This window comes from Bacteroides eggerthii (assembly GCF_025146565.1).
Classification (GTDB): Bacteria; Bacteroidota; Bacteroidia; order Bacteroidales; family Bacteroidaceae; genus Bacteroides; species Bacteroides eggerthii.
The window spans coordinates 196,629-210,046 of sequence record NZ_CP102258.1; the positions used below are offsets into that span (position 1 = coordinate 196,629).

The 13,418-nt window shown below is 43.1% G+C and carries 11 protein-coding genes and 1 pseudogene; 3 read left to right on the top strand and 9 right to left on the bottom strand.

Annotation, left to right across the window (positions count from 1 at the left end; genetic code table 11):
* Positions 1–83 precede the first annotated feature (83 nt).
* The 4 genes from recQ to tig all read right to left on the bottom strand — a co-directional run bounded on the left by recQ (position 84) and on the right by tig (position 5,844).
* The gene (gene recQ / locus NQ546_RS00815; RefSeq protein WP_004288284.1) at positions 84–2,267 is read right to left on the bottom strand and encodes a DNA helicase RecQ; all 2,184 of its coding nucleotides are present in this window, start codon (positions 2,265–2,267) and stop codon (positions 84–86) included.
* Between the two features lie 174 nt (positions 2,268–2,441).
* The gene (gene clpX / locus NQ546_RS00820; RefSeq protein ID WP_004288283.1) at positions 2,442–3,686 is read right to left on the bottom strand and encodes an ATP-dependent Clp protease ATP-binding subunit ClpX; all 1,245 of its coding nucleotides are present in this window, start codon (positions 3,684–3,686) and stop codon (positions 2,442–2,444) included.
* A 2-nt stretch (positions 3,687–3,688) separates the two neighbouring features.
* Positions 3,689–4,351 (bottom strand): ATP-dependent Clp endopeptidase proteolytic subunit ClpP, encoded by a 663-nt coding sequence (clpP, locus tag NQ546_RS00825; RefSeq protein WP_004288282.1) that lies wholly within the window; start codon positions 4,349–4,351, stop codon positions 3,689–3,691.
* A gap of 137 nt (positions 4,352–4,488) precedes the next feature.
* Positions 4,489–5,844 carry a trigger factor gene (gene tig, locus NQ546_RS00830; RefSeq protein WP_004288281.1) on the bottom strand — a complete coding sequence of 452 codons (1,356 nt, stop codon included), beginning with the start codon at positions 5,842–5,844 and terminating at the stop codon, positions 4,489–4,491.
* 492 nt (positions 5,845–6,336) lie between these two features.
* On the opposite strand from tig, the gene NQ546_RS00835 reads away from it, so the two are divergent.
* Entirely contained in the window at positions 6,337–6,585 is a 249-nt protein-coding gene (locus NQ546_RS00835) for an RNA recognition motif domain-containing protein (protein WP_004288279.1), read from the top strand.
* 82 nt (positions 6,586–6,667) lie between these two features.
* Here NQ546_RS00835 and lptB read toward each other — a convergent pair whose 3' ends face one another.
* Entirely contained in the window at positions 6,668–7,426 is a 759-nt protein-coding gene (gene lptB, locus NQ546_RS00840; protein WP_004288278.1) for an LPS export ABC transporter ATP-binding protein, read from the bottom strand.
* Positions 7,427–7,620: 194 nt separating this feature from the next.
* On the opposite strand from lptB, the gene NQ546_RS00845 reads away from it, so the two are divergent.
* Positions 7,621–8,364 (top strand): MlaE family ABC transporter permease, encoded by a 744-nt coding sequence (locus NQ546_RS00845; RefSeq protein WP_004288277.1) that lies wholly within the window; start codon positions 7,621–7,623, stop codon positions 8,362–8,364.
* Positions 8,365–8,396: 32 nt separating this feature from the next.
* Positions 8,397–9,167 carry an ABC transporter ATP-binding protein gene (locus tag NQ546_RS00850; RefSeq protein WP_004288276.1) on the top strand — a complete coding sequence of 257 codons (771 nt, stop codon included), beginning with the start codon at positions 8,397–8,399 and terminating at the stop codon, positions 9,165–9,167.
* A gap of 223 nt (positions 9,168–9,390) precedes the next feature.
* Here NQ546_RS00850 and NQ546_RS00855 read toward each other — a convergent pair.
* The 4 genes and pseudogenes from NQ546_RS00855 to era all read right to left on the bottom strand — a co-directional run bounded on the left by NQ546_RS00855 (position 9,391) and on the right by era (position 13,410).
* Positions 9,391–10,044: pseudogene (locus NQ546_RS00855) on the bottom strand (response regulator).
* Positions 10,045–10,054: 10 nt separating this feature from the next.
* Positions 10,055–11,020, bottom strand: coding sequence for a sensor histidine kinase (locus NQ546_RS00860; protein WP_004288271.1), 966 nt, complete (start codon positions 11,018–11,020; stop codon positions 10,055–10,057).
* A gap of 149 nt (positions 11,021–11,169) precedes the next feature.
* Positions 11,170–12,483 (bottom strand): ribosome biogenesis GTPase Der, encoded by a 1,314-nt coding sequence (der, locus tag NQ546_RS00865; RefSeq protein WP_004288270.1) that lies wholly within the window; start codon positions 12,481–12,483, stop codon positions 11,170–11,172.
* A gap of 45 nt (positions 12,484–12,528) precedes the next feature.
* Positions 12,529–13,410, bottom strand: a complete 882-nt coding sequence (gene era, locus NQ546_RS00870; protein ID WP_004288269.1) for a GTPase Era — start codon at positions 13,408–13,410, stop codon at positions 12,529–12,531.
* Between the last annotated feature and the right edge of the window lie 8 nt (positions 13,411–13,418).

The window sequence follows — 13,418 nt, forward strand, 5'->3', positions numbered from 1 at the left end:
TGCGTGCAAATATACGGTTTTTATTCCATTTCGTATATTTACACGCAATATTTTTTTCTTTTTTTTAAATCACAGCCCGAAGGTTAATTCGCCATCTCGGAGATGAACTTAATGCGCACCAAACGCACTTCTTCTTCTGTGAAATCATCTCCCAGCTCATCCAAGGCATCGTCAATATTATCTGTGGTAGATTCTTTAAAATAATCATATATGTCCAGCAGATGATCTTCATCCATAATGTCTTCCAAGAAATAGTCGATATTGAGCTTTGTACCGGAATAGACAATAGCTTCTATCTCATCCAGCAATTCCTCAAATTCGATACCTTTCGACATAGCAATATCGTCTAAGGCCACCTTACGGTCGATAGCTTGAATGATGGCGACCTTCATCTTGGACTTGTTGGCTACGGTACGCACACGCAAGTCTTCAGGACGTTCAATCTCATTTTCCTCACAATGACGTTTAATCAGCTTACAGAACTCTTCCCCATAGCGTTTCGCCTTACCGGCTCCTACTCCCGGAATGTTCTGCAACTCATCCAAAGTCACCGGATAGATAGTTGCCATTGCCTCCAAGGAGGGATCCTGGAAAATAACATAGGGAGGTACTTCCAATTTCTTGGAGAGTTTCTTACGCAAGTCTTTCAGCATAGAATAAAGCGCGGGGTCCACTGCACAAGCACCGCCACCACGTGCCGGAGCTTCTTCTTCCACCTCCTCAAAATCATTATCCTCCGTAATCTTAAAGGATTTAGGATGCTTCAAGAATTTCTTTCCGTCTTCCGTTACCTTCAGCAAGCCATAGTTTTCAACTTCTTTAGTCAAATATCCGGCAATCAGCGCCTGTCGGATAACAGCATTCCAAGTTTTGTCTTCTTCTCCCATACCGGAACCGAATACTTCCAGATCTTCATGCAAATGTGCCTGCACTTCTGAAGTTTCTTTTCCTTGTATAATATCTATAATATAGTCTGCTTTAAAATTTTCTTTCACCGCAAGAATAGCTTCTATTACGGTACACAATAATTCCTGAGCTTCCACTTGTTTTTTCGGATTTAAACAGTTGTCACAATTTCCACAATTTTCCTCCATATACTCCTCGCCGAAATAGTGCAACAGCGTTTTTCGGCGGCATACGGATGATTCGGCATATGCAGCTGTTTCCAGCAGAAGCTGCTTGCCTATTTCCTGCTCTGCAACAGGCTTGCCTTGCATAAACTTTTCCAGTTTTTGCAGGTCTTTATTAGTATAGAAAGTAATACACTGCCCTTCGCCTCCGTCTCTTCCGGCACGTCCGGTTTCCTGATAATATCCTTCCAGACTTTTCGGGATATCATAGTGAATCACATAACGCACATCAGGCTTGTCAATCCCCATACCGAAAGCAATGGTAGCCACAATCACATCAATTTTTTCCATCAGGAAATCATCTTGGTTCTGTGTTCGTGTAGCCGAATCCATTCCGGCATGATAGGCGCGGGCATTAATCCCGTTTGCCTGAAGTATTTCAGCAAGTTCTTCCACTTTCTTCCGGCTCAGGCAATAGATAATGCCTGACTTTTCCGGGTTATTCTTGATAAACTTGATGATGTCCTTATCCACGTTTGCAGTCTTAGGACGCACCTCGTAATAAAGGTTCGGGCGATTGAAAGACGACTTGAACACTTGTGCATCCACCATACCCAGATTCTTCTGGATATCGTGCTGCACCTTTGGCGTAGCTGTCGCAGTCAATGCTATAAGCGGAGCTTTTCCAATTTCATTGATAATAGGACGAATACGGCGATATTCCGGACGGAAGTCGTGCCCCCATTCTGAAATACAGTGGGCCTCATCTACGGCATAGAAAGAAATCTTCACAGTTTTCAGAAACTCCACGTTTTCTTCTTTGGTCAAAGACTCCGGGGCTACATACAACAATTTCGTCCTTCCGGCAAGAATGTCGGACTTCACCTGATCTATCGCGCTTTTGTTAAGGGAAGAATTAATGAAATGGGCTATTCCATCCTCCTCGCTGAAATTACGCATCGCGTCGACCTGGTTTTTCATCAAGGCAATCAAAGGGGAAATCACAATGCCCGTTCCCTCCATTAACAAAGAAGGCAACTGATAGCATAAAGATTTTCCACCGCCGGTAGGCATCAACACGAAAGTATCATTACCTGCCAACAGATTTTGTATGATTGCTTCTTGATTTCCCTTAAAAGTGTCGAACCCGAAGTAGTTCTTCAGCTGGTCTGTCAAATTAATCTTCTTCCCTGCCATGATTCATTAGGTTGTTTATTGAGTTAAGCTATTAATAATGCCACTATAAAGCATTTCTTGTTTTTAAGAACTCTAACAAAGTTATAAACAACTTCTTAAATTTCAAGCATAATCCGCCGAATATTTTTCAATAAAACACAAAAAAGTCAACTTTATTTGTATTACCTTTTGATTTTAAGCACTTTGAAGTTTTGCCATATTCGTTTTTTCCAACTGACGGCGAGCATAATCCAAAGTTACTACAAGACTTTTTTTATGTTCGGAAGGGACTTCAAACATCACATCCATCATAATAGTTTCGACTATGGAACGCAAGCCACGAGCTCCCAACTTGTATTCAACAGCTTTATCCACAATGTATTCAAATACCGCATCTTCGAAAGTCAGTTCCACTCCATCCATTTCAAACAGCTTAATATATTGCTTGATAATGGAATTCTTCGGTTCTGTCAGAATAGCACGCAATGCCGTACGGTCCAAAGGATTCAGATAAGTCAACACCGGCAAACGTCCGATTATTTCAGGAATCAAGCCGAATGACTTCAAATCCTGCGGAGCAATGTACTGCATCATATTATTCTTATCAATGGCAGCCGTATTACGTACAGCGCCATATCCTACAACATTCGTATTGAGACGCTGCGCTATCTTCTTCTCGATACCGTCGAAAGCACCTCCGCAAATGAACAGTATATTTTTGGTATTCACCGGAATCATCTTCTGGTCGGGGTGCTTACGTCCCCCCTGGGGCGGGACATTCACAACGGAGCCTTCCAACAATTTCAACAACCCCTGCTGCACACCTTCGCCGCTTACATCGCGGGTGATGGAGGGATTGTCGCCTTTACGGGCTATCTTGTCGATTTCATCTATAAACACAATGCCTTGTTCTGCCTCGGCCACATTATAGTCCGCCACTTGCAGAAGACGGGTAAGGATACTTTCAATGTCCTCACCCACATAACCGGCTTCCGTCAACACCGTTGCATCTACAATGGTAAAAGGCACATGAAGCAGTTTGGCAATGGTACGGGCAAGCAGCGTTTTACCGGTTCCGGTACTGCCCACCATGATGATATTGGACTTTTCAATCTCCACATCATCGTCACCCGCCTTTTGCAGCAAACGTTTATAATGGTTATAAACAGATACTGCCAGAAAACGTTTTGCATCATCCTGACCGATTATGTACTGGTCAAGAAAATTCTTTATCTCTACCGGTTTGGGTAGTTCTTTCAGATTGAGTTTTGTTGCGACTGCACCTTTCTTAGACCCCAAAGCTTCTTGAGTAATCTCATAAGCCTGGGTGGCACAGCTGTCGCAGATGTAGCCGTTCATTCCCGTTATGAGGAAGCCGACCTCATCTTCCGAACGTCCGCAGAAACTGCATCTGTTTTTATTTCGTTTAGAGTCTGCCATATTTATTTCTTCGTATAGACTTGGTCTATCATGCCGTACTCTTTGGCCTCTTGCGCCGTCATCCAGTAGTCGCGATCGGAATCGGCCCACACTTTATCGAAAGGAGTATGTGAGTGGTCGGCTATGATAGTATAAAGTTCTTTCTTTAATTTTTGGATTTCACGTGCTGTGATTTCAATGTCCGACGCCTGTCCTTGCGCACCGCCCATCGGCTGATGAATCATCACGCGCGAGTGAGTCAACGCAGAGCGTTTACCTTCAGCCCCGGCCACCAACAGTACTGCAGCCATACTGGCAGCCATACCAGTGCAGATGGTAGCAACGTCGCTGCTGATGAACTGCATGGTGTCGTAAATACCCAATCCGGCATATACCGAACCGCCCGGCGAATTGATATAGATAGAGATGTCCTTGCCCGGATCCACAGAATCCAGATACAGCAGCTGAGCTTGCAAAGTATTTGCCGTATAATCATCTATCTGCGTACCGAGAAAAATAATACGATCCATCATCAGGCGGGAGAATACATCCAACTGGGTTACATTCAGTTGACGTTCTTCCAGGATATAAGGATTTAAATACCCGGCTTGTGATTTAATCACATCATCCAATACCAAACTATTCATACCTAAATGCTTGGTAGCGTATTTTCTAAAATCATCCATTTTTTCTTTCTGTCTTTTTTAATTTTAATGTGAATGCAAAGAAACGAAAAAGAACACAGAGACACAAAAAAACACAGAGTTATAGTTTGTCAAACTCTGTGTTTCTTTATAAAAATCAACGGTTTCCCGCCAAAATCTTATTCAAACATCTTATTGAAGTCTTCGGCTGAAATATTTTTGTTCTCCAACTTTACCTGAGTCTTCAAAGCAGAAGCCAACTTCGTTTCAACAACCCGGTTCACCAAGCCTTCGATGCTTTCTTTCTTCTTCAGCATTTCTTTCGCATAGTTATCAAGGATTTCTTCGGGCACACTCAACATTCCGTACTGTGCAAACTGCGCACGAGTAGCTTCTTTTGCCATGTTGAGGATGTCGTCCTGCTCAACTTTGATATCGTTAGCTTTCACCAGCTGTTCTTTAATCAGATGCCATGTCAGTTCCTCTATGCTCTTGTCATAGTTGTCTTCCACAAACTTTTCGTCTTTATCCTGATTGTTCAAACGCATGATACGCTTCAACAATGCATCCGGGAATTCCAGTTTTCCAACTTTTTCCATCAACATTTTGCGTACGTCCAACAAGAACTTATAATCGCCGTCGGCCACAAACTGATTGGCAATCACTTCTTTCACTTTAGCGCGGAATTCTTCTTCACTCTTAACCACATCCTTGCCGAATACCTGATCGAAAATTTCCTGATTCAATTCGCCTTCCACGAAACGGGTGATTTCTTCTACCTGGAAACTGAAATTTGATTTCATCTCGGCTACCGCTTCCTTATCAATCTTCAGCAAAGAAGCGAGTTCTGCAGCATTACCGTCCCATGCGGTGTAAGGATTGAATACAAGCACATCATTAACCTTTGCGTTGGCGAAGATAGCTTTCTGCTCATCGTTCTTCATATAAGCCGGCATCATGACAGCACCTTCTACCTGAATACCGCCTTCTTTAGTATTACCTTCCGCATCCAGTTCGGCGAGCAAGCCTTTCAGCATGTCGTTATCAGCGTAAGCATCCACTTTTTCGTATTTGCCGCTACGTTGCGTATAAGCCTTCACTTGATTATTAACCATTTCCTCGGTTACATCAATTGTATAGTAATCCACCTTATCATCAGCAGAAACCTCAGCCTTGAATTCCGGAGCCAAAGCGACGTCGAACAGGAATTCAAATTCTTCCATTGTATCGAAGTCAATATCTTTCTGCTTATCTTCATTAGGCAACGGTTCGCCCAGGATACTCACTTTATTATCTTGAATATACTTATATACAGAATCAGAAAGGAGTTTATTAACCTCTTCAGCCAATACTGACTTACCATACATTTTCTTCACCAGGCTCATTGGAACCATGCCTTTACGGAAACCGGGGATCTGAGCTTTCTGACGTAAGTTCTTCAATGATTTGTCTACCTTTTCCTGATAGTCTGCTTTCTCAAGCTTTACAGTAAGCAAAGCGCTTACTTTGTCAATGTTTTGCAATGAAACGTTCATTCTGACAATTATTTATTTGATTTATACTTTATTTCATTCTCCAATTTGAGCGTGCAAAATTAGCGTTAATCTTTTAATTATCAAAAAACACAGGCAATTATTTCCTCTGCCTCCCCTACTGCCAAAACTTTTCCATCCCGTTTCCTTAGTGCGATACCTTCGGGAGATCTTTCCAATACCACCGTTTGGTAGCAGGAATACCACACCATGGTAGCCCTCATACCAAAGGGTGGTAGCCGTCGTACCGTAGGCCATTCTTCCCGCCTTATGACAAGAGAAATAAAAAAAATGAGAAAAAGTATTGCAGTTCCGAAATTAATGCGTTCCTTTGTCGCGGAATGATGGCACATTAGTTTCTCGATTTCCATTACATGGTTTTTACTTCCGTTGAAAAAACGTTTTTGTAAACTCTCTGTCGTTGTGATCTTTTTATTATTCAGCCATCTTTCTAAAGAGAGTTTTATTTATTTTTATTTATTTACATTTTTCATTATGAACATTTATGTTGGGAACCTTAACTACCGCGTTAAGGAAGATGACCTGCAGAAGGTTATGGAAGACTACGGCACAGTATCTTCTGTTAAATTTATCATGGACCGTGCAACCGGACGTTTCAGAGGCATTGCATTCGTAGAAATGGAAGACAGCGCAGCTGCCGCCAAAGCTATCTCTGAACTGGATGGTGCTGAATTCTTCGGCCGCCAGATGGTAGTAAAGGAAGCAAGACCTCCGAAATACTAATCATATAGATTAAAGGAGAAAAAACAAAGCCGCATTAAGTAAGCATTACTTGATGCGGCTTTTTTAGATTCGGTTTCCACCTCTATACCATAAAATCCTTGCGACGAAGCACGAAACTGTTACTCAAATATTTTTCACGTACAATCTTGTTCTCAGCGAGTTCTTCCGGCGTACCCTGAAACAGGATCTTCCCCTCAAACAGCAGGTAAGCGCGGTCGGTGATGCTCAATGTTTCCTGCACATTGTGGTCGGTAATCAGAATACCGATATTCCGGTCTTTCAGTTTCCACACAATCTGTTGAATATCCTCCACCGCAATAGGGTCTACTCCGGCAAACGGTTCATCCAGCATTATAAACTTCGGGTCAATGGCAAGGCAACGGGCAATCTCCGTACGCCGCCGTTCGCCACCGGACAACTGATTACCTTTGTTCTTGCGAACTTTCTGCAAGCGAAACTCCGCAATCAGGCTCTCCAACTTGTCTTTCTGATAGTCCAACGGTTTGTCCGTCATTTCCAATACAGCAGCAATATTGTCTTCCACGCTCATCTGACGGAATACGGACGCTTCCTGCGCCAAGTAACCGATACCTGTCTGCGCACGCTTGTATACGGGATATTTCGTTATATCCAGATCATCTAAAAAGATACGTCCTTCGTTGGGAGTTATCAATCCTACGGTCATATAGAACGAGGTTGTCTTTCCGGCGCCATTCGGCCCCAGCAACCCAACAATCTCCCCTTGCTTTACGTTAATAGAAACATGGCTCACTACTGTACGCTTACCGTACTTTTTCACCAAATCTTCTGTCCGGAGCACCATTTTACTTTCTTCTTCCATAACGCTATATCACCACAGATTACACAAATTCATATCGGTCTACAAGTTTATTGTTTCTTCCGCAGATTACAGCAGTACTATCACGTTTTGCGAATAAATTCTGTGCCATTCGGCGTAATCTGTGGTGAAACTGGCGCAAATGTAGCAAAAATAAGCTGAAATAGTGTACATTTGCAGACAAATACTTACGAGTCATGATTAAAGCACTTAGAACAGTAGGAAAATACATTATGCTGATGGGACGTGTTTTTGCCCGTCCGGAACGTATGCGTATGTTTTTCCGCCAATACATCAATGAAATAGAACAGCTTGGCGTAAACTCTATTGGTATCGTGTTACTGATATCGTTTTTCATCGGAGCCGTTATCACCATACAAATCAAGCTGAACATAGAAAGCCCTTTCATGCCACGCTGGACAGTGGGGTACGTCACCCGCGAAATCATGTTACTGGAGTTTTCTTCTTCCATCATGTGCCTGATATTGGCAGGCAAAGTGGGCTCCAATATAGCTTCCGAACTCGGAACAATGCGGGTTACCCAGCAAATAGATGCTCTTGAAATTATGGGTGTCAATTCCGCCAACTACCTCATATTGCCCAAAATCGCAGCAATGGTATCAACTATTCCGCTGATGGTAACGTTCAGCATATTCGCCGGAATCATAGGTGCATTCTGTACTTGTTGGTTCGGCGGTATCATGTCGGCGGTAGATTTGGAATACGGGCTGCAATATATGTTTGTAGAATGGTTTATCTGGTGCGGCATCATCAAATCGCTGTTCTTTGCTTTCATCATTGCCAGCGTATCGGCATTTTTCGGCTATACGGTTGAAGGCGGTTCTATCGAAGTCGGCAAGGCATCGACGGATTCAGTAGTATGCAGCAGCGTACTGATACTGTTTGCCGACCTCATATTGACACAACTATTAATGGGCTAACAAGTATATTCTAAATTCAAAATTAAGCAAGAATGATTGAGTTGAAAGGACTTTGCAAGTCATTTGAAGAGAAAGAGGTACTGACAGATATCAATGCCACATTCGAGAATGGAAAGACCAACCTTATCATCGGGCAAAGCGGTTCGGGAAAGACCGTACTGATGAAATGCATTGTAGGCCTGCTGATCCCCGAAAAGGGAGAATTATTATACGACCACCGCAATTTCCTCACAATGGGAAAGAAAGAGAAGAAAGCGTTGCGCCGCGAAATGGGAATGATATTCCAGAGCGCCGCCTTGTTCGACTCAATGACTGTGCTGGACAACGTAATGTTTCCTCTCAACATGTTCAGTTCGGACACCTTGCGCGACCGGACCCGCCGCGCCATGTTCTGTCTGGAGCGTGTGAACCTCATCGAAGCCAAAGATAAATTCCCGGGTGAAATCAGCGGCGGCATGCAGAAGCGTGTAGCCATTGCACGAGCAATTGCCCTGAACCCGCAATATCTCTTTTGCGACGAACCCAACTCCGGTCTGGACCCTAAAACATCTCTCGTCATCGACGAACTGATACAGGATATCACCCGAGAATACAACATGACTACCCTCATCAATACCCACGATATGAATTCCGTAATGGGCATCGGAGAGAAAATCATCTATATCTACGAAGGGCATAAAGAATGGGAAGGCAGTAAAGATGACATCTTTACCTCTACCAACGAACGCCTGAATAATTTCATCTTTGCCTCCGACCTTTTCCGCAAGGTTAAGGAAGTGGAGATACAGAACATAGAAGGTTAAAACCTGCCCTCTTTTCGCTATTATCCATAAAAAAAGTGTCCGGAACTACTGCCCCGGACACTTATCTTCATAAAACCAGTTAATAAAATTGATGTATATCATCACGATATATTTTATTACCGCAACAATACTATGTAGCAGCAATTTCAATTGTAGCCGCAAAGTTAGATAAACTATTCAATAAAAAAGTAACGGAAAACCGTTAAAGTTATATTTTCTCCTGCTACTGTACGCTGACCCACCCTTGTGAAACAGCCTTCACAACTAGATCTATCGCATTTTTTGCTCCAAATTTACTCAGCAATTTCTTACGAAAAGTCTCTACCGTATTTTCCGAGATACCCAACAAATGAGCGATTTCGTGCGTATTCAGTCCCTTTGCAACCGCCTGCAACACATCCTACTCACGCTTTGTAGGGATATCCTTAGATTGCAAAACGGTCGATGTGCAATGTGATTTCTTACGGATTAAAGCAATGCGGGAGCAAAGATACGATTCTCCCAATAACACACTGCGTATAGCACTAATCAGTTCCGATGCCGATGAAGTCTTCAGTACAATCCCATTCACCTTGCATTGCACCAGCCTGTTTATAATCCAGATTTCCTCATGCATGGTATAAACAATGATACGCGCATTTTCATTCTGCTCGCGGATCTTCGTTATCAAATCAAAGCCGGACATATCAGGCATACTCACATCCAAAATACACACATCATAGTTGTGTCTGCCAATCAGCTCCAAAGCCGCTCTGCCCGATGTAGCAACATTGGTCACTATCGCATCAGGCATTTTATTCACTATCTTGCTAATGCCCTCCAATATCAGACAGTGGTCATCGACCGCCAAGACTTCCGCCTTTACTTTTTTCTCCATAAATCGCTTTTCAAATGTAAACCGATATTTCTATACGGACACCCGCTCCCGGCATGGTATCCAATTTTATTTTACCTCCAATGATCTCTGCACGTTGCTGAATTGTTCTCAGTCCTACTCCTCTGCTCTTTCTATCGGGAACAAACCCTTTTCCGTCATCCGTCACCAACAGTGAAAGGCGTTTGCCTTCCAATGACAAGTCAACACAAATACATGTAGCCTCCGCATGCCTTATTGCGTTACCAACAGTCTCCTGCACAATACGATAATATTCAAAGCCTATCTCCTGTGGAACCTGTTTCCAGTCCACTCCCCCGGTAGAATGGTATTCTATTCTCGCTTCTTGTCCGGGCAACGCTATATGCAATATGTAGTCGGCAAGCATTTCATCAATAGTGGCATATTGGAAAACCGGCGGCATCAATTCATGCGATATATTCCGCAAGTGTTCCCGAACCTCTTTCAGCCTATCCAACTGCTCATCTATCATGGATGCATTACTTTCTTCGAACAACGAACGCATACTCATTTCAAATGCCAGCAGATTATTACAGACATCATCGTGCAAATCCTCCGCTATCCGTTCCCGCTCACTCTCCAGACCATCAATATATTTACGTGTCAGACGCTGTTCAGTCTCCTTCTGTAAAGCAAGAAACTGACGCTCTTTTTCACTGGCGGCCTGTGCCAGTTTTATAATACGCACTTTCTGCCGTTGCCGTACATACAATAGTACCAACAAGAGCACAAGAAGCAATCCCAGTACAGAAACATAAAGAATACGACGATACATCAACTTCTGTTGTGCTTCTTCCTCATAAAGGTATTCGGAAACAACCGGATGTCCATCCTGGTTGTTTTGCAAAGTCATCGCAGCTTGACAACATAATGCAGAATTTTTCTCAGCTTCGCCCACCTGCCGACTTCCTGTCAGCAAGAACAACAAAAGCATACATAATGTCCCAAGCAGTTTCATTTATGTAATAATTAGAGTGTAGACAAATATAATTATAATATTCACACCAGCCTACTTTTTGTTGATATTTCTTTATATTAAAATAAAAAAAAAGACTGACAACCAAGAGTCAGTCTTTCAACTATTTTATCTAATACGTACAAGTAGCTTTATTTCTGTCGTATATATATATTTATCGGGGTCCCCGTCAGGTTCCATTTCTCACGCATTTTGTTCTCAAGAAAGCGTTTGTATGGCTCCTTCACATATTGCGGCAGATTTGCAAAATAGACAAAAGACGGGATCTGCGTATTCGGCAACTGCGTAATATATTTAATTTTAATATACTTTCCTTTGATGGCAGGAGGCGGATAAGCCTCGATAAGCGGCAGCATTTCCTCGTTCAGGCGGGCAGTCGGTATACGTATCATACGGTTTTCATACACTGTACGCGCCTCTTCCAGTACTTTCAGGATGCGCTGTTTCGTCAATGCCGAAGCAAAGATTATCGGGAAATCCACGAAAGGAGCAAAACGGCTGCGGATAGCGTTCTCAAAAGTCTTCATAACTTTCACAGTCTTATCTTCCACCAAGTCCCATTTGTTCACCACCACTACCAGTCCTTTGGAGTTCTTCTGAATCAATGAGAAGATATTCAGGTCCTGGCTCTCGATACCACGCGTAGCATCAAGCATCAAAATACACACATCCGAATTTTCGATAGAACGAATGGAACGGATTACCGAGTAATACTCCAAATCCTCGTTCACCTTGTTCTTCTTACGGATACCTGCCGTATCCACCAAATAGAAGTCAAAGCCAAACTTATTGTAGCGGGTATAGATTGAATCGCGCGTTGTCCCGGCTATCTCCGTCACAATATTGCGGTCCTCGCCGATAAACGCATTGACTATGGAAGACTTTCCTGCATTCGGACGCCCTACAACCGCAAAACGAGGAATATCCTCATCCAAAATTTCATCGGACTCCTTCTTGAAGTTCTCAACGATAAGATCCATCAAGTCTCCCGTACCGCTACCGGTCACAGCAGAAATACAATACGGATCTCCCAAGCCCAAACTGTAAAATTCAGGAGCATTATATTGCAACTCATTATTATCGGTCTTGTTCGCAACCAGCAAAACAGGTTTCTTGGCACGACGCAAAATAGAAGCTACCTGTAAATCAAGGTCCGTCACTCCGTTCATAACATCCACCACAAACAGAATTACGTCCGCTTCATCCACAGCCATTAATACCTGCTTGCGTATCTCCTCCTCAAAAATATCGTCAGAGTTCACTACCCAACCACCGGTATCTACAACCGAGAATTCACGTCCCAACCATTCGGATTTACCGTATTGGCGGTCGCGTGTTGTTCCTGCCTCTTCGTTAACAATCGCCTGCCTTGTTTTAGTCAGGCGATTAAATAATGTAGACTTTCCCACATTGGGGCGTCCTACGATTGCAACTAAATTTCCCATAGGTACATTCTTTGTTTTTTTGCGACTGTCACAGTCGTATGAATATTAGTCCAGCTGATAACCAAAGTTACGCAGCTCCTTGTCCGAACTACGCCAATCCTTATCAACTTTCACAAACGTCTCCAGAAAAATTGTTTTCCCGAAGAACCTCTCCAAATCGCGGCGAGCTTCAGTGGCCACTTTTTTCAAAGCCTTTCCTTGCTTACCGATGATAATGCCTTTCTGCGAATCACGCTCAACGTATATCACAGCATTAATATGTATCTTCTTTTCCTCTTCTTTGAATTGCTCTACAACGACCTCTACCGAATAGGGTATTTCCTTGTCATAATACAACAATATCTTTTCACGAATAATCTCGTTTACGAAGAAACGGGCCGGTTTATCCGTCCATTGGTCTTTATCAAAATAAGGGGGAGAATCCGGCAATAATTCCTTGATCCGCTTCATCACATAATCCACATTAAACTTGGTGGCAGCCGAAATAGGGATAATCTCTGCATTCGGCAGCAATTCCTTCCATGCTTCCACCAGTTCCACCAGCTTCTCCTGATTACTCAAATCAATCTTATTGACAAGCAGCAGCACCGGCACTTCCATGTGGCTCACTTTCTCCACAAAATCATTATGCTTGTCAGGTGTCTCCACCACGTCTGTCACATACAGCAATACATCCGCATCAGTCAGTGCCGAGGTAGAAAAGTTCAGCATAGACTCCTGCAATTTATAAGTCGGTTTCAGTACTCCCGGCGTATCCGAAAACACAATCTGCATATCATCCGTATTATATATACCCATAATCCGGTGGCGGGTGGTCTGCGCCTTGAAGGTAGCTATTGAGATACGCTCACCTACCAGTGCATTCATCAATGTAGACTTACCTACATTGGGATTTCCCACAATGTTGACAAAACCTGCTTTATGCATAATCCTCA